Source organism: Peribacillus sp. B-H-3 (genome assembly GCF_048572925.1).
Lineage (GTDB): Bacteria > Bacillota > Bacilli > Bacillales > DSM-1321 > Peribacillus.
This window is the reverse complement of record NZ_CP183879.1, coordinates 3160295-3183820: the sequence shown is the minus strand read 5'-3', so window position 1 is coordinate 3183820 and position 23526 is coordinate 3160295. Positions and strand designations below refer to the sequence as shown.

Annotated in this window: 19 protein-coding genes; 14 read left to right on the top strand and 5 right to left on the bottom strand. The window is 41.3% G+C overall.

The window, feature by feature from the left end; genetic code table 11:
* Window positions 1-291 precede the first annotated feature (291 nt).
* Window positions 292-3150 (top strand): 2-oxoglutarate dehydrogenase E1 component, encoded by a 2859-nt coding sequence (locus tag ACN6MY_RS15800; protein ID WP_419881048.1) that lies wholly within the window; start codon window positions 292-294, stop codon window positions 3148-3150.
* 1 nt (window position 3151) lies between these two features.
* Window positions 3152-4420 (top strand): 2-oxoglutarate dehydrogenase complex dihydrolipoyllysine-residue succinyltransferase, encoded by a 1269-nt coding sequence (gene odhB / locus ACN6MY_RS15795; protein ID WP_419881047.1) that lies wholly within the window; start codon window positions 3152-3154, stop codon window positions 4418-4420.
* Between the two features lie 66 nt (window positions 4421-4486).
* On the opposite strand, the gene ACN6MY_RS15790 is transcribed toward odhB, so the two are convergent.
* Entirely contained in the window at window positions 4487-5353 is an 867-nt protein-coding gene (locus tag ACN6MY_RS15790; protein ID WP_419881046.1) for an IS3 family transposase, read from the bottom strand.
* Entirely contained in the window at window positions 5317-5880 is a 564-nt protein-coding gene (locus ACN6MY_RS15785) for a transposase (RefSeq protein ID WP_419881045.1), read from the bottom strand. Before ACN6MY_RS15785 ends, ACN6MY_RS15790 begins: the two co-directional genes overlap by 37 nt.
* Window positions 5881-6329: 449 nt before the next feature.
* Here ACN6MY_RS15785 and ACN6MY_RS15780 point away from each other — a divergent pair, with 449 nt between their 5' ends.
* The 7 genes from ACN6MY_RS15780 (at window position 6330) to ACN6MY_RS15750 (ending at window position 13729) form a co-directional block, all read left to right on the top strand.
* On the top strand, window positions 6330-7082 hold the full coding sequence (locus ACN6MY_RS15780; RefSeq protein ID WP_419881044.1) for a DeoR/GlpR family DNA-binding transcription regulator: 753 nt from the start codon (window positions 6330-6332) through the stop codon (window positions 7080-7082).
* Window positions 7079-8002: a 1-phosphofructokinase gene (gene pfkB, locus ACN6MY_RS15775; RefSeq protein WP_419881043.1), complete on the top strand. Its 924-nt coding sequence runs from the start codon at window positions 7079-7081 to the stop codon at window positions 8000-8002. The genes ACN6MY_RS15780 and pfkB overlap by 4 nt, the downstream gene beginning before the upstream one ends.
* Window positions 7999-9876: a PTS fructose transporter subunit IIABC gene (locus tag ACN6MY_RS15770; protein ID WP_419881042.1), complete on the top strand. Its 1878-nt coding sequence runs from the start codon at window positions 7999-8001 to the stop codon at window positions 9874-9876. The genes pfkB and ACN6MY_RS15770 overlap by 4 nt, the downstream gene beginning before the upstream one ends.
* Before the next feature lie 287 nt (window positions 9877-10163).
* On the top strand, window positions 10164-10976 hold the full coding sequence (locus tag ACN6MY_RS15765; protein ID WP_419881041.1) for a VOC family protein: 813 nt from the start codon (window positions 10164-10166) through the stop codon (window positions 10974-10976).
* A 2-nt stretch (window positions 10977-10978) separates the two neighbouring features.
* Entirely contained in the window at window positions 10979-11380 is a 402-nt protein-coding gene (locus tag ACN6MY_RS15760; protein WP_419881040.1) for a secondary thiamine-phosphate synthase enzyme YjbQ, read from the top strand.
* A gap of 393 nt (window positions 11381-11773) precedes the next feature.
* Window positions 11774-13006 carry an MDR family MFS transporter gene (locus ACN6MY_RS15755; protein ID WP_419881039.1) on the top strand — a complete coding sequence of 411 codons (1233 nt, stop codon included), beginning with the start codon at window positions 11774-11776 and terminating at the stop codon, window positions 13004-13006.
* Between the two features lie 108 nt (window positions 13007-13114).
* On the top strand, window positions 13115-13729 hold the full coding sequence (locus tag ACN6MY_RS15750) for a cell wall hydrolase (protein ID WP_419881038.1): 615 nt from the start codon (window positions 13115-13117) through the stop codon (window positions 13727-13729).
* Window positions 13730-13824: 95 nt separating this feature from the next.
* Here ACN6MY_RS15750 and ACN6MY_RS15745 read toward each other — a convergent pair whose 3' ends face one another.
* Window positions 13825-14406, bottom strand: a complete 582-nt coding sequence (locus ACN6MY_RS15745) for a metalloregulator ArsR/SmtB family transcription factor (protein ID WP_419881037.1) — start codon at window positions 14404-14406, stop codon at window positions 13825-13827.
* 690 nt (window positions 14407-15096) lie between these two features.
* On the opposite strand from ACN6MY_RS15745, the gene trhA reads away from it, so the two are divergent.
* From trhA to ACN6MY_RS15725, 4 genes are all read left to right on the top strand, one after another.
* On the top strand, window positions 15097-15747 hold the full coding sequence (gene trhA, locus ACN6MY_RS15740) for a PAQR family membrane homeostasis protein TrhA (RefSeq protein ID WP_419884185.1): 651 nt from the start codon (window positions 15097-15099) through the stop codon (window positions 15745-15747).
* Window positions 15748-16197: 450 nt separating this feature from the next.
* Complete coding sequence (locus ACN6MY_RS15735; RefSeq protein ID WP_419881036.1) at window positions 16198-17055, top strand: GRP family sugar transporter; 858 nt, start codon at window positions 16198-16200, stop codon at window positions 17053-17055.
* Window positions 17056-17072: 17 nt separating this feature from the next.
* Window positions 17073-17858, top strand: coding sequence for an SDR family oxidoreductase (locus tag ACN6MY_RS15730; RefSeq protein WP_419881035.1), 786 nt, complete (start codon window positions 17073-17075; stop codon window positions 17856-17858).
* 273 nt (window positions 17859-18131) lie between these two features.
* Window positions 18132-18503, top strand: coding sequence for a hypothetical protein (locus tag ACN6MY_RS15725; RefSeq protein ID WP_419881034.1), 372 nt, complete (start codon window positions 18132-18134; stop codon window positions 18501-18503).
* 52 nt (window positions 18504-18555) lie between these two features.
* On the opposite strand, the gene ACN6MY_RS15720 is transcribed toward ACN6MY_RS15725, so the two are convergent.
* Window positions 18556-18807: a hypothetical protein gene (locus tag ACN6MY_RS15720; RefSeq protein WP_419881033.1), complete on the bottom strand. Its 252-nt coding sequence runs from the start codon at window positions 18805-18807 to the stop codon at window positions 18556-18558.
* Between the two features lie 364 nt (window positions 18808-19171).
* On the bottom strand, window positions 19172-20791 hold the full coding sequence (locus tag ACN6MY_RS15715) for an ABC-F family ATP-binding cassette domain-containing protein (protein WP_419881032.1): 1620 nt from the start codon (window positions 20789-20791) through the stop codon (window positions 19172-19174).
* Window positions 20792-21101: 310 nt separating this feature from the next.
* Between ACN6MY_RS15715 and helD the strand changes: the two genes are divergently transcribed.
* A complete protein-coding gene (helD, locus tag ACN6MY_RS15710) occupies window positions 21102-23357 on the top strand; it encodes an RNA polymerase recycling motor HelD (RefSeq protein ID WP_419881031.1) in 2256 nt (751 codons plus the stop codon).
* Window positions 23358-23526 lie beyond the last annotated feature (169 nt).

Here is a 23526-nt window from a genome sequence, read left to right as displayed (position 1 = left end):
CGAAACAGCGAAAAATGGGCTAATTCAGAAAAAAATTAAGTAAAAGCTTTAAAATACTGAATAAAGCAGAATATTTTCTTGGAATTTGCTGATCAATGCGAGGAATCTCTTTGGAAATTTCATTGAAAACATGTTAATATAACATCTGAAAACGTTTTATCCTTTGAATATTATAAATTTATAGCAAATTAACTATTTTTATATATTTATTAAAAATAGACAAACAGCAAATATTCTGGGGATGGGTAAAACGGGAACTTAAAATTTTGAAAAAATCTGGGGGTTTACAAGATGGCCAACAAGGATGCTAAGGCATACGATCCATGGAAAGCTTTTTCCGGTCCAAACCTTGGGTACGTCATGGAGCAATACGATTTACTGCAAAGCAATCCGGATGAAGTGGATCCGGAACTGAAAAACTTATTTGAGATTGCTGGTCCGCCGGCATTGGATGCACATGCAGAAGTTATGGCAGAGGCACCGGTGAGGCAAACCATCGAGCCAAGCGAGAGTCTATCTATGAAGAAAATCATGTCAGCCGTTAAGCTGGCTGATAACATCCGTACATATGGACATCTTGCGGCCAATATTAATCCTCTGAATGACAAAACATTAGATGCAGAGCAGATTCATTTTGAAAAATATGACCTAACAGCAGATGATCTGAAAAAAATTCCGGCAGACTTCATTTGTGCTGCTTCTCCTGATTATGTGAAGGACGGATACGATGCTGTTCGATATTTGAAAGAACTTTATACAAAAACGATAGCCTTTGAGTTTCAGCATGTTAGTGATCTTGACGAAAAACAATGGCTTACAGATATGGTTGAAACCGGAAGCATGTTCCCTGAGATTACTAAAGAGAAAAAGTCACTCCTGCTGAAAAGGCTGACTGAAGTAGAAAACTTTGAAAAATTTTTGCACCGTACATATGTCGGCCAAAAACGGTTCTCTATTGAAGGTTTAGATACACTTGTTCCGATTGTCGATGAATTGATTTCTGAAGCAGTTCAGGACGGGGCTTTTAATGTGAATATTGCCATGGCCCACCGCGGACGTTTGAATGTCCTTGCACATGTGCTTGGGAAGCCATATGAAGTGATTTTTTCTGAATTCCAGCACTCTCCAAATAAAGATCTTGTTCCATCTGAGGGATCGATTGGCATCAATTACGGCTGGACAGGCGATGTTAAGTATCACTTAGGCCTTGATAAGCAAATTACAAAAGAAAATACACAAAAAGCAAGAATTACCTTGGCCAATAACCCGAGCCATCTTGAAGTGGTCAGCCCGATTTCTGTCGGATATTCACGTGCTGCACAGGAAGACAGGACAAAGGCCGGTTATCCTGTTCAGGATATAACGGGTTCGATAGCAATTTTAATACACGGAGATGCAGCTTTCCCAGGTGAAGGCATTGTTCCGGAAACCCTTAACTTAAGTCGTTTGCGCGGTTACCAGACCGGCGGATCCATCCATATCATTGCAAATAATATGATCGGCTTTACCACTGAAAGTGAAGACTCCCGTTCCACAAGATATGCAAGCGATCTTGCTAAAGGATTCGAAGTGCCGATTGTCCATGTGAATGCAGATGATCCTGAGGCATGCCTTGCAGCTGTGGCACTGGCATATAAATACCGCAAAGAATTTAAAAAGGATTTCTTAATTGATTTAATCGGATATAGACGCTTTGGCCATAACGAAATGGACGAGCCGCTAGTCACTCAGCCGCAAATGTATGCTCTTATACATCAGCATAAGACCCAGAAAGAAATTTATGGGGAACTTCTTTTGAAAAATAACGAAATTTCTCAGGAAGAAATCGAAGACATTGAAAAACAAGTGGATTCAAGGCTGACAGAAGCATATAGCAGGGTATCAGGCGATAAACCGGAGGAAGGCGCAGAATGCAACCCGCCTGAAACGGTTGAACATGGACTTCCCAAAATTGAAACCGCTGTAGCGGCAGATGAACTTAAAAAGATTAATGAAGAGTTAGTTCAATGGCCGGAAGGGTTTACAGTCAATAAAAAACTGGGACGCATCCTTACCCGCCGCCTTGATTCATTCACTGAAAATGGAAAAATAGACTGGGCCCATGCTGAAACCTTGGCATTTGCATCCATTTTAAGCGATGGTACGCCAATCAGGCTGACAGGACAGGATTCTGAACGGGGAACATTCGCACAGCGCAACATTGTTCTTCATGACAGCGAGAATGGCCAAACATATTCACCGCTTCACAAACTTGAGTCTGCAAAAGCTTCTTTTGCTGTCCATAACAGTCCGCTCACTGAAACAGCAGTGGTAGGGTTTGAGTATGGATATAATGTTTTTGCACCTGAAACACTTGTTCTTTGGGAAGGCCAGTTTGGGGATTTCGCCAATACAGCACAAGTGATGTTTGACCAGTTCATTGCCGCCGGACGTGCTAAATGGGGCCAGAAGTCCGGGCTTGTCATGCTGCTGCCTCACGGATACGAAGGACAAGGGCCAGAGCATTCAAGTGCGCGCCTGGAGCGCTTCCTTTCCCTTGCAGCTGAAAACAACTGGACTGTTGCAAACTTGAGTTCTGCAGCACAGTATTTCCATATTTTAAGAAGACAAGCCAAAATTCTTGAAATGGATGAAGTAAGGCCGCTAGTACTTATGACGCCGAAAAGCCTGCTGAGAAATCAGGTAATGGCATCAGAGGTTTCTGCCTTTACTGAAGGTGAATTCCAGACTTACATTGAACAGCCGGGTCTGGGCGAAAATCCTGATCAAGTAGAAAGAATTGTTTTCTGCACAGGAAAGCTCGCCGTTGAACTTAGCGGCAGAATTTCTTCTGAGGAAAAACTGGATTGGCTTCATGTAATCAGGATTGAAGAAATTTATCCATTCCCATTTGAGGAAATCCAGAAGATCATGAAAAAATATCCAAAGCTGAAGGAAATTATCTGGCTGCAGGAAGAGCCTAAAAACATGGGGGCATGGAACTTTGTTGAACCGAGGCTGAATGCAGCTGCACCTCATGGCCTGAATGTTTCTTATATAGGAAGAAAACGCCGTTCAAGCCCTGCAGAGGGAGATCCGACGGTCCATAAAAAAGAGCAGCAGAGGATTATTACTCAAGCGATTACACGTACAGTAGAGGGGGAAAAGTAAGATGGCTGAAGTTAAAGTACCGGAATTAGCAGAATCAATTACAGAAGGTTCCATTGCTCAATGGTTAAAGCAACCGGGAGATACAGTGGAAAAAGGGGATTATATCCTTGAACTTGAAACAGATAAGGTAAATGTGGAAATTATCTCAGATTACTCTGGAACACTAAAAGAGCTTCTTGCAGAAGAAGGAGATACCGTTCAAGTTGGCCAGGCAATTGCTGTAGTAGACGAAAGCGGTTCAAAAGCGGCACCAGCTGAAGCTCCTGCTGAAACTGCAGCTCCTGTTAACACGGAAGCTCCAAAAGCTCCAGAAGCGAAGACAGAGCCTATCACAACGGAACCAAAAGAAGAAACAAAACAAGACCCTGCACAGCGGACAATAGCTTCTCCTGCTGCAAGAAAACTTGCTCGTGAAAAGGGAATTGACTTAAGTGAAGTAGCAGCTGCAGATCCGCTTGGAAGGGTACGGGTCCAGGATGTAGAAGCGGCTGGAAAAGCACCTGTTCAAAAGCAAAGTGCTCCGGCTCCAAAGGCTGCGCCTGCACCAGCGGCACCATCCCAATCAGATGACCGTGTAGAAGTAATAAAAATGTCCCGCAGACGCCAGACCATTGCCAAACGACTTGTGGCAGTGCAGCATGAAGCAGCAATGCTTACTACCTTTAACGAAGTTGACATGACAGCGGTCATGGATCTTAGGAAACGCCGTAAAGATGCGTTCGCAAAGCAGCATGATGTCAAGCTGGGCTTTATGTCCTTCTTCACCAAAGCGGTTATCGGCGCACTTAAGAAATACCCCCTTCTTAATGCAGAAATCAATGGCGATGAAATTATCATGAAGAAATTTTATGATATCGGCGTTGCCGTTTCGACAGATGAAGGTTTAGTGGTTCCTGTTGTGCGTGATGCAGACAGAAAAGGATTTGCCGGAATCGAACAATCGATTTCTGATCTTGCTGTAAAGGCAAGGAACAACAAACTGGCACTATCCGATTTGTCTGGCGGCACGTTTACAATCACAAATGGAGGAACATTTGGATCATTATTATCAACGCCTATCCTAAATGCCCCACAAGTGGGTATCCTCGGAATGCACAAAATCCAGGTTAGGCCGGTTGCCATTGATAATGATACAATGGAAAACAGGCCAATGATGTATCTTGCGCTTTCTTATGACCACAGAATTGTAGACGGAAAAGAAGCGGTTGGCTTCCTCGTCACAGTTAAAGAACTTTTAGAAGATCCTGAACAGCTTTTATTAGAAGGCTGATTACAGAAAAGCCGTACTTATTCCATATTATTGGAATGGTGGTTACCCCCAAAAGTTAGAGTTTTATTATGCAGCTGATTGGCTAGATTGAGTTCGGTATTCGACTGGACTCAATCCAGCTAATTTTGTTTTTGATCGTTCATTGTTATACCAGTGGATATATTCTTCTATTCCACTTTTTAATTCTTCATAACTTACTAGTTTTTCCCCATAATACATTTCTTGCTTTAAAATGCCAAAGAAATTCTCCATAGAAGCGTTGTCTGCGCAGGTTGCTTTACGTGACATACTTTGAAATATTTTATTCTCTTTTAACGTCCTCACCCATTTGTTGTGTTGATAGTGCCAGCCTTGATCGGAATGGATCGTGGTGCGATAGGTCGCATGATTCTTTAGTACCTCTAATGTTTCTTTCAAAGGTTTCATGACAAGATCTAACGTTGGACGTTTCCCTATTTCAAACGCAACAATTTCTCCGTTATAAAGGTCAAGAATCGGATTTACATATAATTTCTCTCCGCCTAGACATTTGAATTCTGTAATATCGGTTACTAATTTTTGAAGAGGGACAGGTGTGCTAAAACGGCGAGATAATCGATTTTTCGCTACCTTTCCAATCGTCCCCTTATAGGAATTATAAGTACGAGATTTTCGCATGAATTTCACACATTTTAATCCTAGCTCCCGCATAATACGATAGACTTTTTTATGATTGACAAGGTGTCCTAGTTTCTTTAATTCCGTAGAAATACGTTTATAACCGTAGCGTTCATAAAACTTTTTAAATAGGTGTGCAATGAGTTCTTTTAATTTTATATCCGGGTCTTCTTTACCAAAACTTTTCACATGATAGTGATAAGTTGCTTCTGGAATTCCTACAACAAAGAGAATATCTTTTAATCGAAATCCTTCTTCTTTAAGTTCGAATGCCATCTTAGTTTGTGCTTTTCGTGAAAGGCGTTCGGATTCTCGCGAAAAGCTTTTAGCTTTTTTAGATACGCATTCTCCAGTCTTAGTAGTTCATTCTCACGTTCTAACTCTTCTTCTCGTGTTCCCTTTTTTTCTTCTTTTTTCTTCTGATTATTGGGTTTTTTAGACATAGAAGGCCGCCCCTTTGATTTTAGTTTCAGGCCTTCTACTCCCTGTTCTTGAAGTGTTTTCATCCAGCGTCTAGTCAAGGAAGGGTGGTTCAAATTGAATTGAACAGCAGTTTCTAAATAAGAAGCACCTGTACGTAACATAAATTGTATCGTATCTAATTTAAATTGAACAGAATACTCCTTCTTCGTCTTTCTTCGTTTTAATCCTTCCATCCCCTGAGATTTATAGACTTTTACCCATTCCACGATTGGTGTCTGGCTGCCCATATTATATTTTTTTGCCAATGATTTATAGCCAAGATTTCCATCTAAATACTCGGTGACAAGCTTTATTTTAAATTCTTCACTATATTTAGCCATAAAAACACCCCCGAAAGTTAGATTTTTTCACTCTAACTTTCGGGGGTCGGTACCAATAAGTACGGCTTTTTTTTTCGTAGGTGGTTTCAATGTTGCCGATATGACAATAGATTAAGTTGAGTTTTTTTATGAATCTATATATCTATGGGATTAAAGGATACAGGCGGGGCAAAAATCAGGCATAAGGCAGCTTTGTAATTCACAGCAGATCTGCAAAAGAAACCTATCAGCTTTTCAATATTGGCTGTTTATGGCTGAAAAGGAATGTGTTTTTTTAAGCCACTAGACCCGATTAACGTAGAAGGAAATGTAGCTCTGTAGGGGAAATAACCAGAGCCTTATAAATAGGGCTGAATGAATTTAAATGATTTTGAATGAATTTGAATGTTTTGATTGTATTTTGTAAGGGCTTCCTTTATGATAAAGATAATAAGAAATGAGGTGGTTCTTTGCTTACCGCTGAAAGGCACCAAGAGATAATGGCACTCCTAAAGATGAATGGAACAGTCAAGCTGCAGGAGCTTGTGGACCACTTGCAAACATCGGAGTCAACAATCAGGAGAGACCTATCGCAGCTTGAAGAAATGAAGCTGCTGAAAAGAGTGCATGGAGGTGCTTCATTGCTTCAAAGAAAAGGGCTTGAGCCAACCATCCATGAAAAACAAAATAAATTTGTAGCTGAAAAGCTGAAAATCGGCCAATTGGCTTCCTCCTTTGTTGAGGTAGGCGATTGCATTTATCTGGATGCCGGAACAACCATAATGGAAATGATTCCTTTTTTGAAAAATAAAAATGTAACCGTTCTTACAAATGGAGTGATGCATATTCAGCTCCTGATGGAAAATAAGATAAAGTCACTGATCACCGGGGGAGAAATAAAAGTTTCTACAAGTGCTGTAGTAGGAAGCACGGCAGTAAATTTTATTTCGCAATTCAGGTTTGATAAATGCTTTTTGGGAATAAACGGCATACACCCTGAACTTGGCTTTACCACCCCAGACCCAGACGAGGCACTGCTCAAGAAAATGGCGATTTCTTTGTCAAATGAAGTGTATATTCTGGCTGACAGCACGAAGCTGAATGAATCGACATTTGCAAAAGTAGCAGATATTCATGAAGCAATCGTCATAACAGATGGAAATGACGCAGAAGCTCTAGAAGAGCTGAGGAAAAACCCTAAAGCAAAGGTTGTGACAGCATGATCTATACAGTAACCCTGAATCCTTCGATAGATTATATAGTTGAAGTAGAAAATTTAAAAATCGGCCATTTAAACCGGGTAAAAGACGATGCCAGATTTCCAGGCGGCAAAGGAATCAACGTATCAAGAGTTTTAAAAAGGCTGAATGTAAAAAGCAAGGCACTTGGCTTCATTGGCGGCTTTACAGGAGAATTCATCTCAGATTTCCTCAGGAAAGAAGATGTTGAAACGGACTTCACAAGGGTTCGCGGAGAATCCCGGATTAACATCAAATTAAAAACAGGTACTGAAACCGAAATCAATGGAAACGGTCCGGAAATCTCTTCCGAAAATTATCAAGACCTATTAAATAAAATAAAAAAGCTGAAGAAAAACGATATCCTAGTACTCTCAGGGAGTATTCCTAAAAGCATGCCGGCAGGATTTTATGAACAAGTGACTGAATTTTGCGGAAATAATAATATCAAGGCAGTTGTCGATACAAGCGGGAGTGGATTGCTGAATGCAGTGAAGCACCGGCCTTTCCTGATTAAGCCTAACCATCATGAATTGGGAGAGCTTTTTTCTGAAGAAATTGACTCCTCCGAGAAAGCCGCCTTTTACGGGAAACAACTCGCACAAGCTGGGGCACAGCATGTCATCGTCTCTATGGCTGGTGAAGGAGCTGTTTTATGTACGGAGAGCAAAACATATAAAGCCAATGTTCCAAAAGGGAGTGTAGTGAACTCTACAGGAGCAGGAGATTCAGTGGTTGCCGGATTTATCGGTAAATATGTGACAGCAGGCATGCTGGATGCCTTCAAATACAGCCTGGCTGCGGGGAGTGCAACTGCCTTTTCTTCTGATCTTTGCAGACAGGGGGATATCGGAAATTTGCTTGGCGACATTGAAATTGAAGAAATGAAGGGTGGTTTACTATGAAAATAACAGACCTTTTACAATATGATACTATTATTCTTGAATTATCTTCAGAGTCCAAAGACAGTGTCATTGACGAATTAGTTGCCAAGCTGGAGGGAGCGGGAAGACTGCACGATCCCATTAGCTACAAGGCAGCCATATTGGATAGGGAAAAACAAAGCACAACAGGCATCGGAGAAGGAATTGCCATTCCCCATGCCAAAACCGCAGCGGTAAAAGAGCCAAGCATCTGCTTCGGACGATCCAGCAAAGGGATTGATTATGAATCCCTGGACGGCCAGCCGTCCCATCTGTTCTTTATGATCGCAGCAAGCGAAGGTGCTAATAACGATCATTTGGAAACGCTATCAAGGCTTTCGTCTCTATTAATGGATGCAGAATTTCGCGGTAAGCTGCTTAGTGCTTCATCGGCTCGTGAAATACTTGAGCTGATTGATAAGAAAGAACATGAAAGCGAAAGTCAGAATGAATCGGAAGAATTTGCTTCATCAAGGATGCTGCTTGCCGTTACAGCTTGTCCGACAGGCATTGCCCACACTTACATGGCAGCGGATGCTTTAAAGGCGAAAGCAAAAGAGTTGGGTGTGAACATTAAAGTAGAGACAAATGGTTCCACCGGGATAAAAAATAAACTGACAAATGAAGAAATACGGGCGGCCGATGCCATCATCGTTGCTGCCGATAAACAGGTAGAGATGGATCGTTTTGCAGGGAAGCCTGTCATTATCGTCCCTGTCGCGCAGGGCATAAGAAAGCCCCAGGAATTGATCCAGCGGGCAATGAACCAGGAAGCACCCATTTATAAGGCAGGTAAAAATACTGCCGGCAGCAATGAAGATGCCGGTTCCGCATCAAAACTTGGGGGATTTTACAAGCATTTAATGAACGGTGTTTCCAATATGCTTCCCTTTGTTGTTGGCGGCGGCATTTTGATAGCCCTTTCATTCTTTTTCGGCATTCATTCCTCGGACCCAAAAGACCCGAGCTATAATCCGATCGCAGGTGCCTTGGGATACATCGGCGGGGGAGATCATGGTGCTTTCTTCTTCCTGGTTCCGATTCTTGCAGGGTTCATTGCAAGCAGCATTGCTGACCGCCCGGGTTTTGCACCGGGTATAGTCGGTGGATATCTTGCAGCCCAGGCCCATGCTGGTTTTCTTGGCGGTTTGATTGCAGGATTCCTTGCCGGCTACGTTGTTTTAGGCTTGAAGAAATTGTTTGATAAACTCCCGCAGCAGCTTGAAGGCATCAAGCCTGTCCTGCTGTATCCGGTTTTTGGTATCCTGATTACTGGCTTGATCATGCTTTATGTTATCAATGATCCAGTGACAGCGATAAATACAGGCTTGACTTCCTGGCTGCAGGGATTATCAGGAGCGAATGCCATTCTGCTCGGCATCATCCTTGGCGGAATGATGGCGGTTGATATGGGCGGGCCGATTAATAAAGCAGCTTTTACCTTTGGTATTGCTGCCATCCAGGCAGGAAGCCTTGGGCCGCATGCAGCCGTTATGGCAGGCGGGATGGTTCCTCCACTCGGAATCGCACTGGCTACTACTTTTTTTAAGCAGAAATTTACTGAAACAGAACGAAAATCAGGATTTACCAATTACTTTATGGGAATGTCCTTCATAACAGAAGGTGCAATTCCTTTCGCTGCTGCAGATCCTCTCAGGGTAATCATCAGCAGTGTGATCGGATCAGCTATTGCTGGCGCCCTTTCCATGGTTTTCCACATCACTCTACCGGCACCGCACGGAGGAATATTCGTAATCGGTCTCGTCAACCATCCTCTCCTGTATGCGGCAGCGATATTGGCTGGATCTATTGTGACAGCTCTCATTCTCGGTGTCTGGAAAAAACAGAAAATATAATGTTAGTCAGGTGAGATGCTCATTAAGCAGGCTTTTGTGAAAAGCCTGTTTTTTTATGGGAAAATACCGGGAAAAATTAAGCCTTCTTAAGCCTCTCAGGTGTGGGAACAATCCTGCAATCATAACTTTTTCTGCAGCCGGAAACATATTGATCTGTTTGGTCCTTCAAGTATGATAAAATCAATTTACCTGATTTTACCTGATATACATATTTAAAGGAATCACAAAGCTAAGCTTCACCCTGAATCTGAAGGGGGATTATTGCAATATGGAAGGGGAGGAAGGGTTTGGATCTTTTATTCGATCATCTTGTACATTTTATAAACCGCAGCCCTGCTGAGGCGGCAGACAAAATGAAAGAAATTGGCCGCCACGCTGTAATTGGCGGCAAACATGAAAAATGGGGAACCTGGAACAGCCTGATGCATGCCGGCTTGGCTTATATTGAATTTTTGGCTGTGAATGACATAAAGAAGGCTAGACATGCCGACAATGATTTGATTTCCCTGCTTCTGCAAAATCATCATCATGAAGGCTTCGGTGCCATTTGCTTTCGGACCCAAGATATTTCCAGTCTGAGGAATGTTCTGCTTCAAAAAGGCATGAATCCCAAAAAGGTGATACATGCCGAACGGCGGCTTGAAGATGGAGCATTGCTGCAATGGAAAATGCTTTTTATCGAACAAAAAGAAGGAGAGCTTCCATTGCCGTTTTTCATTGAATGGGAAGAGGATTCCATCAGGCTGAAGAATTTGCTTGATAGGGGTATAATAATCAAAAGCGGTGCGGATGAAGGGATTTCATCTGTATATTTTAGGGTAAAAAACTGTAAGGCCACAGCAGCAAAATGGAGCATGCTCCTTGATGCAAAGATAGAAGAATTTTATTTGGATCACACGCTCGATTGTTTTTGCGGTTCTATCATTGCAGGAGGGACACGGCTTATTTTTGCAGAGCCTTCTTCAAAATGCAAAGTGTCTGCTGACATTGAAGAAATAGGGCAAAAGCCATTTAAGGTTTGCATCAAAACCATAAATGGAAAAGATTCTGTACAAGAAATCATGGGAAGCTGGTACGAGTTTTCCAAAAGGAGAGGATAAGCATGATAAAAAAAATTAGTGTGAATACAAGGAAAAGAGATGAAATCATAGACCTGACGCCAGAAGTCCGGGAATTCATAAAGGAAACAGGCTTTGAAGAAGGCATAGCGGTTATTTATTCAGCACATACAACGGCCGGAATTACCATAAATGAAAATGCTGACCCTGATGTTAAAACAGATTTTCTGAGAAGGCTTGATGAAATCTTCCCGTGGAACCATGAACTCGATCTGCATGCTGAAGGTAATACCGCAGCACATCTAAAAACCTCCTTCACTGGCCCGTCACAGCAGGTAATCGTCCATAAAGGCAATCTGATTCTTGGAACATGGCAGGGAATTTATTTTTGTGAATTTGATGGTCCCAGAGAGCGGCAGGTTTATATTACATTGTTAGGGAAATAAGGGGCATTTGCATGTCTCTTTTTTTTGGGTACTTTTAAATTGGCTCTCATCTTTAAGATTGTTGTTTTTAATGTGTTGTGTGAGAGATTCCATTGTTAAGTCAGATTGATTGGAGTGTAAGGTGCGGGGCTCCTGTGGGATTAGCGGAACAGCTGCTCACCGCCCGCCCGGCAGAAAGCGGGCATGCTGGAACGGAAATCAACCGCCTTGTTCCATAGCAGCAAAATGTATGAAAATAGCCTAAAATTTTTCGCGGATTTTTTAGAGGGTTATTGACGGCAAGGGAAATAAACAATAAAATCAGAAAATAGTCAATTTTTTAACGGATTGAATTCATCAGAAGGAATAAATAGCCCGGAGAAAGACCGGATATACATAGGAAATGGGGATTATATGAGCAGAATAATTCGAGACGTCGGCCCGATTGGCTGGAATATTATTATTGGAACGATGTTTGGCAGGATGGCTGTATCCATGAGCATGCCATTTTTAGCGATATATTTGACCAAAACCCTGCATGCGTCACCTGCTGAGGCAGGTGCGATCGTGGCAGTAAGTGCCTTGGTAGGCGTATTTTCAAGCTTCATTGGAGGATATTTATCTGACAGATTCGGGAGGAGGAATATCCTTCTTATATCTGTCTTTTTGTGGGCAGCAGTATTTGCTGGGTTTGGGGCAGCGCATAGTGTTATTGCTTTTTTTATCATGAATTCATTAAATGGTTTATGCAAATCGCTGTTTGAACCGTCTTCACGGGCTCTGCTGTCTGATATTACTGAACCGAAAAACAGGCTGATGATTTTCAATTTAAGATATACAGCGATTAACGTGGGGGTGACCTTTGGCCCTATTCTTGGATTGAAGCTTGGGTCATCACACTCTACGGCAACTTTCTTTGCAGCGGCAGGAATATATATATTATATGGAATTTCTCTGGCCATTTCTTTAAAGCATTATGTCCCAAAAAGGAGGACTTCAGAGAACCGTGTTGCTTTAAATGAAGCTTTATCACTAATCAGGAAGGACAAAATTTTCACATTGTCACTTTTAGCCATGATTCTTTCCATCATAGGTTTTTCCCAGTTCAATTCGACACTTCCTCAGTATTTTTCAGATTCTTCGTTTGAAAACGGTGTGGCAGTATTTTCTTATCTTCTTGCCTTGAATGCTGTTGCGGTCGTGCTGATCCAATATCCGCTGGTACAGCTTGGAAAGAAATTATCACCTCTAGTTTCCATCATGGCAGGGAATTTTGTCATTTGCTTATCACTGATTGGGTTTGGTTTTGCACATAACATTGCATCCCTGATCGTCCTTATTCTTCTTTTTACAGTCGGTGAAGTTCTTATGTTTAGCATGACAGATATTTTTATTGATGAAATTGCCGATTCATCTTTAAAAGGAACCTATTTTGGGGCAATGGGTTTCAATGGGCTCGGCAATGTTTTAGGGCCTTTGCTTGGAGGGTACCTGCTTCAGTCCTTTGGAGCGGGAAAGCCGATGTACTTATTCGGTTCTCTAAGTGCTGCTGCTTTTATTGGGGTCCCATTGTTTTTTTATGTCCATATGCTGCTGAAAAGAAAAAAGGCGCATAGCCTGGCTGACAAGAGGCTGCATATGCTTTAAAAAACGGAAGCTTGGAATGATTTCCTCTATTTCCTTGGGAAATATTAAGCGCTGTTTTTTTTTCGTTCCTCTGTTATCCTTGTTTTTGGCTAACAAGGAGGTAAGATAATGACAAAAATACGCAATCAAGTGTTCTTAATGTCTCTTGGAATGATATTACTTGGGTTATTGGCGTTTGCGCCAGATCATTCAACATATGCAGCTGTACCAGTGAAAAAACACACGATTAAACAGGGAGAAAATCTTTGGGATATCGCGAAAAAATATGGAGTATCTGTTAAGTCACTAAAGAAAATGAATCATAATGATAACAATGTAGCTGAGCCTGGAAAAGTACTGGCTATCCCGCAATCTCCTATCAGCAATCATGAAAAAGAGCTGCTTGGCAGGCTTGTGAACGCCGAAGCAAAAGGAGAACCATATAAAGGCAAGGTGGCGGTTGCTGCAGTGGTATTGAACCGCGTTCATAATAAACAGTTTCCTGATTCCATTCATGGAGTCATATATCAGAAAAACCAATTTGAGCCTGTTTCAAATGGAAGCATCAAGAAAAATGCAGGGCTCGATTCAAAGCGTGCAGTGAATGAAGCAATAGCCATCCAAGGATATACTTATAAAGAATTGTATTTTTATAATCCCAGCTTGACTAAGAGCAAATGGATGAGAACCTTGAAGGTAGTCAGAGTGATCGGCGGCCATCATTTTGCCGTAGGGCAGGGTTAATATGGAAAAACAGCCATAAGCTTAAGCTTATGGCTGTTTTATATCACCTGTCCAACAAAATGAATACATTGATAGTCTTCATTTAACCCAGAATATTATTCAATGCTGGCCCATAATTCTTTTGGGTTTAGTTCATAAATGCCTTTTTCCCTGAACATAATAGCATTTATGATAAATTCCCTTCTGATGGAGGCATAATCTTCGTGAAATTTTGTTATAAATTCATTAATTTCTTTTTCCTCGTATCTCCTCCCGGATTCAAGGCCGCTTGCAAGGTGATGGAGTATAATCAATTTTTTCTTTCTTTGTGCAGGGATGGTTTTTAAACGGCCATCTTTGGAAAGGAAATTGCCCAGGATTTTTTTATATTCCACAGTCTTTTCATCTGTCACTTTTTCTTCCTCCCTATTTGAAATAAGCTTTGGCAATGCCTCAGAATAATAATGAAGTACATCTTCATTCAAAAAATAATAAACGGTGTTTTTATCTCTTCTGTCTTTTATGATATTTATGTCTTTCAACTTGGAGAGATGGTGGGAAACTGTTGGCGGCGTTATTCCCAATATTCCTGCAAGGGCTCCTCCATGTTTGGGGCCAGCGGCAAGAAGGGTGACAATCCTGATTCTTTGGGCATCTCCCATTGTTTTGTGAAAAGCAATAAGTTTATCAAGCTGCAAGAGTAATACCTCCTAATTCGATTATTATCTAATTAGATAATAGTCGAATTAGATAGAGTTTGCAACTGTTTTTGTAGACGCAGGGGAGACATGTTTGCAGGCCGGGATAATGCAACTTTATCTGAGTGAAAGAAGGTACCAATAGTGTATTGGCCAATCGGTAAAAATTTTTAGTCACATGTTTGATTGGAGAGGAAGGTGCGATTGACACCAAAAGAGAACAAAAAATGGTCCCTTTTGAAGCCGTTTAGGATCTCCATATCCAAAAAAAACGGTAATTTACTTTTTCTAAATAATTGGGCTTGTGATTTTCCAATTAAATGGATAATCAATTTTAATTACTCCTCGATTCGAGCCAAATCCACTTTCATAAGAGCGAAATAAAGCCCCATTCGAGCCGAATTTGCAAGGATTCGAGCGAAATCAATATTTAGATAAATACCCTAAAGAATCTTACATAAAGAGAAGTGAAAATTTCTCCCCCGCAAATGCATGACTCAACCCTTGTGATTCCTCCATCTTTTATGTTTTGGGAAATAGGGGTATACTTAGAGCAGATAAAAAATAGCCGTGATGGCCATATCAATTTATGTTTTTTTGCTCTAAAGCTGAAACAAAAGGTGCCTGAAACTAGCGGAACTCATCCGTACTGAAAGGACCTCTTATAAAGTGAAAGCGAAGGTGAATGCTTTGGCCGATACACATGTTTATACGAAAAAAGAAGAGCTGGTTAATGCCATAACCCACGGTATTGGTGCAATGCTCAGCATAGCTGCATTAGTTTTTTTGATTATTTATTCAGCAGAAGAAGGCAAACCTTGGCATCTGGCTGCTTCCATCATTTACGGGGTTTCCATGCTTGTTCTATACATGTCGTCTACCCTGGTTCATAGCTTCCCTCCTGGCAGAGCCAAAGATCTGTTTGAAATCTTTGATCATTCAGCCATATACTTTTTTATCGCAGGCACTTACACACCATTTATGATTATTTGTGTAAACGGGGTTCTCGGATGGACATTGCTTGGAATCGTCTGGGGCATAGCGCTGGGAGGAGTCATTTTCAAAGCATTTTTTGTGAAAAAATTCCTGTTTTTATCCACGCTTCTTTATCTGGTTATGGGCTGGATGATAGTAGCGGCCTGGAGTCCCCTTAGTGCTGCGCTTCCGCCGAATGGCATGCATTTGCTCATATTTGGGGGCTTGATGTATACCGCCGGTGCAATATTTTATGTATGGAGAGGGTTTCCTTTTCATCATGCTGTATGGCATCTATTTGTGCTGGGAGGCTCTGCGGCCCACTTTTTTGCGGTACTTCTTTATGTTCTTCCAATTGATGCATAGCAAGTCATGGACAGTGAAGCTGCCAGTTTTAAGGGGAGTTATTCGCTGTCCTATTTTTTTCAGTTTTGTTCACAAATTTGTCATATATAAAAAAATGTAGTATAATCGTACTGTGCAAAGGGGTAATTATATATTTTGCATTTATACGGACTTATGGGGATAAGACCGAGTGATGGCTCTTTAGTCTAACTGGTTTTCATGTGATGAAAGCGTTAACTGAGGGTCATCCCTGTATATTTTCGGAAGGTTACTTTTTTTGCAGAAAGGGCCTTTTTTTTATGCCTTCATGAGTAACTCTGCAAACCTCCTCCAGTCTTCTGCTTCTTTAAGTGCGAAAATTCCGCGAATTTTAAAAAAGGTTTTTAATTTTTTCAATAGGGAATCAACATACTGTCAGCAGGTAAGTAGCTTGCTTAACATTCACAAACAAAATTGGAAGAAGGAATCATTGTGGAAGGAATTTTTTATGCGTTGCTACCGGCTATTGCGTGGGGAAGCCTGGTGCTTGTCAGCGTAAAGCTCGGAGGCAATTCCTACAGCCAGACACTTGGCATAACATGCGGATCGCTTCTGTTTGCGGCTGTCATGTTTTTTATAAAAACCCCTGAAATGAGCGGGCTTGCATGGGCGGCCGGCATGATATCAGGCTTCTTTTGGTCTGTTGGACAGCTATATCAGCTAAACAGCGTCAAATATATAGGAGTATCCAAAACCGTGCCGATTTCTACAGGAATGCAGCTTTTGGGTACAACGCTTTTTGGAGTGATCGTGTTTAAAGAATGGACATCAAAAACTACGGTCATTCTTGGCATCATTGCGCTATTATGCATTATCGCGGGAGTCATTTTTACAAGCACAGGCCAGACGGAAGATAAAAATGAAAAAGGGAACAGCCTTAAAAAAGGCTTACTGGTCCTCCTTTTATCTTCTGTAGGCTATATTGGTTATGTTGTAATCATTAAATGGTTTAATATCAGCGGCTGGTCGGCAATTCTTCCACAGTCTCTTGGAATGCTCGCCGGTGCATTGCTGCTGTCAATCAAGCACAATCCTTTTTCAAAATATGCGTTTAGAAATATTTTAACAGGGATAATGTGGGGAATAGGAAATATAGGATTATTGCTGGCGAATCCAAAAGTGGGAGTAGCCATAGGCTTTACCTTTTCTCAAATGGGGATCGTCATTTCCACACTAGGCGGAATATTTCTCCTGGGAGAAAAGAAATCCGGCAAACAGCTGGCATTCGTCATAATAGGCTGTGTGCTTGTAATTGCTGGCGGAGTTCTTTTAGGATTCACAAAACATTAAAAGGTGAGGTGCCAATTATGTATCAGGATTTGGAAAATAAAGTGGTTGTTGTTACAGGAGCTGCCAAAGGTTTAGGAAAGGCCATTGCAGAGCGATTCGGCAAAGAAAAAGCGAAAGTGGTCTTGAACTACCACTCAGATAACAGTGAATATCAGGAAATCATTGAAACTATCCAAAAAAATGGGGGAGAAGCGGCGGCTCTTCAAGGTGATGTAACTAAAGAAGAAGACGTCAAAAAGCTCCTTGCGTTTGCAGTTGAAAAATTCGGCAAGATTGATATCATGATAAACAATGCAGGAATTGAAAATGAAGTTCCTTCACATAAGCTTTCACTGGAAGATTGGAATAAAGTCATCAATGTCAACCTGACAGGAATGTTCCTTGGAAGCAGAGAGGCCATCGCTTATATGGTGGAACATGATATTAAGGGAAATATTATTAACATGGCTTCAGTACATGACCGGATTCCATGGCCTCATTTTGTCCATTATGCTGCAAGCAAGGGCGGTGTGAAGCTGATGACCGAAACTCTGGCGCTGGAATATGCACCGAAGGGTATCCGGGTCAACAATATTTCCCCTGGAGCCATCGATACGCCGATTAATGCTGAAAAATTTGCAGATCCTAAGGCAAAGCAGGACACACTTGATTTGATTCCTATGGGTTATATAGGAAAACCAGAAGAAATTGCTGCTTGTGCTGTCTGGCTGGCATCATCAGAATCAAGCTATGTAACAGGCCACACATTGTACGCTGACGGCGGCATGACCAAATATCCAGGCTTCCAGGCCGGAAAAGGCTGATAAAAAAAGGGCTTCGGCTCTTTTTTTATGCCGAAAAACAGTGAAGAATCAGGATGTTACGCCGTGCATCATCATTTGCAGAGAATCCCCTAACGATTCAAATTTCGGCAACCATACTGGAGCTGCAATTTCAAAATATCTGTGAAAAGGCCATCAACTATAACAAATGCCTGATTTTTTCTTGTTTTTCAGGTTATACGCCTATGCAAATAAAGAAATTCCACATATTTGTATAGAGTAAGAAAAATACAGAAGAAAAAAGGGAGGCCCATTATGAATCCTGAATTTGATGGCGTGTATGCAGATGCGAATGATTTAAGAAGTCCGTTGGGGTTTGGAGGCATCGGGCGTTTTGGATTTGGAAGGCCGGGATTTGGCTTTGGCAGACCGGGATTTGGCTTTGGCAGACCGGGATTTGGCTTTGGAAGGCCAGGGTTTGGTTTTGGTAGGCCAGGATTTGGTTTTGGATTTGGAGGTCCGTTTGCCGGCGGACTTCTTGGAGGCCTTGCAGTAGGTTCCTTACTCGGAGGATCTTATTATGGGGGGTATGGAGGGTATGGAGGGTATGGATATGGATACCCTTATGGATACGGATACCCTTATGGCGGATACCCATACTATGGGGGCGGATATCCTTATTATTGAAACGAAAACAATTCATCAAACCAAGCCGGGAGCTATGCCCGGCTTTTTGCCATTAATACAGGAAGTGGTTCTGCAAATCATGCTTAATATACGAGTAATAATACGTTTTAAAATAAAATGAAAAATTATCAAAACATAGATTCACATTTTGCTCAAAGCAGTAGGAATCCAGAAAACGCTCTATTAACTCTGAATCATCAATATCATCCAGCAGCCCTGAAACGAATAATTGATAGTGGAATTTTTTATACAAAAATCCATAGCTGCTGTTTTCAAATATCTCCTTAATTTGGCAAGCTTCCATACATATCACCCCTTATCGAGCATTATGCCAGCCCTTGGCAGGTTTTAAACCTCTTATTTCTTTTAATATAGGAAATCTGTTCATCCAGCCAGAAAATTTCTGCTGCGGGCGTCGGGTTTTAAGAGAGTTCATAGCGCATTTTAGTGTATCATTCCAACCGATTATCGAAGCTTCACTTTAACCGCCGAGGAGACTTAGCTCTAAAACAAAACTGAAAAAAATATATTTTAATATTAACCTCGCTAGAATAAATGAACTTCACTACAAATCTTAATCCCATTTAACTCGGAGTTAGGTATTAGTTAAGATAGTAAGAGGTGAAAAAAAAGCACACTATCCCAAGATGAAATAGTGTGCCTTAAAATTATTTATACATTTCAGCAACCTGTTTTTGCAGCTCGCTGTTTTCAAGATACTCATCATAGGACACTTGCTTATCCACAACACCATTTGGAGTTAATTCGATAATCCTGTTAGCGATTGTCTGAATGAACTGATGGTCATGGGAAGTGAAGAGCATAGATCCTTTGAAACTGATAAGACCATTATTCAAAGCAGTTATGGATTCAAGATCCAGATGGTTGGTAGGCTCATCAAGCATTAGAACATTAGAGCCGCTCAGCATCATTTTGGATAGCATGCAGCGCACTTTCTCGCCGCCTGATAGGACACTTGCTTTTTTAAGAACTTCCTCGCCTGAGAAAAGCATTCTGCCAAGGAAGCCCCTTAGGAAGCTTTCACTTTGGTCATTAGGTGAATATTGGCGAAGCCAGTCAACAAGAGAAAGATCGCAGCCCTCAAAATATTCGGCATTATCTTTAGGGAAATATGCCTGTGTAGTAGTGATTCCCCATTTATATGTGCCGCTGTCTGCTTCCATTTCACCTGAAAGAATTTTAAATAAAGTCGATTGGGCAATTTCATCTCTGCCGACAAGGGCAATTTTGTCATCTTTATTCATGATGAAAGAGATATTGTCCAAAACTTTTACTCCGTCAATCGTTTTTGAAAGGCCTTCAACCCTTAATAAATCATTTCCTATTTCTCGTTCTGGAGTGAAGTTTACATAAGGATAGCGCCTGGATGAAGGCTGGATATCATCTAAAGAAATTTTATCAAGCAGCTTTTTACGTGAAGTTGCCTGTTTGGATTTAGATGCATTCGCACTGAATCGTGCAATGAAATTTTGAAGCTCTTTAATTTTTTCTTCTTTTTTCTTATTAGATTCCTGTGTCAGCTTTTGTGCAAGCTGGCTGGACTCATACCAGAAGTCATAGTTGCCCACATATACCTTAATCTTGGCAAAATCAAGATCAGCGATATGTGTACACACCTTATTTAAGAAGTGACGGTCATGCGACACCACGACGACTGTATTGTCAAAGTTAATCAAAAATTCTTCCAGCCATTGAATCGCCTTTAAATCAAGATGGTTGGTAGGCTCATCCAGTAATAGAACATCCGGTTTGCCGAATAATGCTTGTGCAAGAAGGACTTTTACCCTGTCGCCGCCTGTAAGCTCAGCCATTTTTTTGGTATGAAGATTTTCTTCGATACCAAGGCCCTTTAAAAGGATCGCTGCTTCAGATTCTGCTTCCCAGCCGTTCAATTCAGCAAATTCACCTTCAAGTTCGGCAGCTTTCATGCCATCTTCATCAGTAAAATGTGCCTTCATGTAAATAGCGTCCTTTTCCTGCATAACGCTATATAACTTCTCGTGGCCCATAATAACCACTTTTAAAACTTCATGTTCTTCGTATTCAAAGTGATTTTGCTTTAATATGGCTAGGCGTTCTCCCGGCCCCATATGGATATCTCCGCTTTGTGCTTCGATTTCTCCAGAAAGGATCTTCAAGAAAGTCGATTTACCGGCACCATTAGCACCAATCAAACCGTAGCAGTTACCAGGATTGAATTTTATATTTACATCTTCAAATAGCTTACGGTCACCATATCGCAAGCTAACGTTATTAATAGTAATCATTTATTAGCATTCCTCCATTGACAATGTCTTTGAAATTATAACATGGAAAAGGGGGGACTGGAAAATGGTTTTCATCCTGCACCGTTAATTTTAATGAAGAACGGGCACTTCCGGCAATATTAATTTCTAGAATTTTGATTTTAAAAAGGGCTAGAATCAGAAATCTTCTACGGGAAATTCCTGCTTGATATTGTTAAATTTTTCTGATAATATAAATTTCCGCCATTTCACCGCTGATCCTAAATTTCTCCGGGCAGCAAGTCAATTTGAAAGATGAGAGATGCAATGCTCTTTTCGAAAGGAGAAAATAATGACTGCAAATCAGCATCCTGATTTTCAAAACGAAAAGCTTCATTTAGAATTCACAAAAAGATATATGGATGTCGTAATTAAAACCTCAGAAACCAGCAAGAGCCAATTCAAAAAAAATATGCAGGAAGCCTTTGGAGATGCTGACTGGCTGGAGTCAGGCGGATATTCAGAGCTTTTGACCAACGCAGGATTTTTTGAAATGTCAAAGGCTGAGCTGGAAAGCCTCCGCAAAGCCAGGGATAAACCTTACTTTGCCAGAGTGGACTATGTAAGGGAAGGGACAGGGAAGCCAGAAGTCCTTTATTTTGGAAAAACCTCACTATATCAAAGGGAAAACCAGGAGCAAATGATTGTCGATTGGCGTTCGCCTATTGCAAATCTTTATTATGAGGGGCGCATCGGAGAGGTAATATATGAAGCTGAAGGAGAATCCTTCACAGGAAATATTACCTTGAAACGACAGCTCATGATTGAAGATGGCGCTTTGGATGAAGTGCGTGATATTGATTTGACGACAACAGATGAGTTGCTTCAGGATTCCCTTTCAAAAAGCTCAAGCAGCCGATTAACAGAGATAATCTCCACAATCCAGGAAGAGCAAAACAAAATTATCCGTGCTGATCTGAATAAGCCCATCATTGTCCAGGGAGCTGCCGGGAGCGGAAAAACAACGATTGCTTTGCACAGGGTTTCTTACTTTTTATATCACTATAAGGAAATGTTCGATCCCCGCCAGCTGATGATTCTTGCACCAAGCAGATTATTTATCGACTACATATCGGAAGCACTCCCTGAGCTTGGAGCAGAGAAAGTAAAGCAAATGACATTTGCTGAATATGTGCAAAAAGCCATTGGAAGAACCCTGAAGCTGGCGAAAGATGACAAGCTGATAAGAATTCTTGAAAAACAGAAGGAAGAAACAAAAGATATAAGGGCCGCCTCAAGGTTTAAAGGATCCCCCTTATTCAAGAAAATCATCGACGCACATCTGATGGAAATTTATACACGTTTTAATCCTTCAGAGGATTTTTATGCAGATAAATACCGCCTTTATTCTTCTAAAAAATTCAAAAAGCTGCTACAGGAGGAATATTGGTATCTTCCGCTTTACGGGCGGATTGATAAGCTGAAGGTAATCCTTCAAAATCAGGTGAAATCGAAAAAAAAGGTCATGCTTGACCGGGTTGCAGATTTTTATGATGCTAAAATAGATAAAGCGTTATATAAAAATATTGATCCTGATATCAGGAAAGAGTACGTTTCAAAGTGCCTCGACAAAAAGGCTCAAAGAATCGAAGAAGTAAAAAAGGCCTGCCGGAATGCTGTGAAGGATTATTTAAAGCAGTTTGAACGTAAAAATGTTCTCGAATATTATCAAGAGCTGTTTAGCGATCCAGAAGCTCTTGCTTCATATAGTGATGGCCAATTAACCCTATTGGAAGCAGAGAGCATCTGCATCATGTCTACTCAGCTTTTCGCAAAAAAACTTTATGAACTGGAAGATTTGGGACCAATCCTTTATCTTCAAGCACGTATTTTCGGAATTGATAAAGACTATATGGCAAAGAATGTAGTCATTGACGAAGCGCAGGATTATAGCTTTATGCAGCTGCAATCATTAAAGACGGCAGTCGATACTGATATGTTCACACTGGTTGGCGATCTGGCCCAGGGCATCCATTCGTACAGAGGCCTTGAATCATGGGAAGAAGTCCACCAGCATATATTTCCAAGAGCCACTTATACAGAGCTTCAGAAAAGCTATCGGACAACTGTAGAAATCATGGCTGCTGCAAATAAATTATTAACAAAGCTTCCATACACCTTTCCGCAGGTGCAGCCTGTTGTCAGGCATGGTGATAGCCCGGAATTCATCCCTATGGCAGATAAGGCATGGGGAAGAAAGCTATTGGAGAAGGTAGAGAGACTAAAAGAGGAAGGACTCAAAACCTTTGCTGTTATCGCCAAAACCATGCTGGACAGCCAAAAAGCGTATGAATCCTTGAGTGCCCTTGACAGCCAGGTATACCTGTTGGAGGAGGGGACTTCCATCCCGAAAGAATCACTTGTTGTGGTACCATCCTATTTGGCCAAGGGACTGGAGTTTGACGCAGTATTTGCCGTCTCGCTGGAAGAAAAATATGAAGCTGGCAACGAGCTTGATATTAAGCTATTGTATGTCGCAATGACACGGCCGCTGCACAGGCTATATTTTTTTGGAAAAGAAAAGAAAGATTTCCTTATAGAAGAATGATACTCAGGCTGCCTTGTTTTATAACGGCAGCCTATTCCGGTTAATCGGCAGGTTCCGGCTATGTACATGTTCCTGAAAAACGAAGCTTGGGAGTATGTAACTTTCTCAGTGTATTTAGGATAAATCAGTCGGCATATTTGCAGCGGAATAGGACATTTTAGTAAGGAAA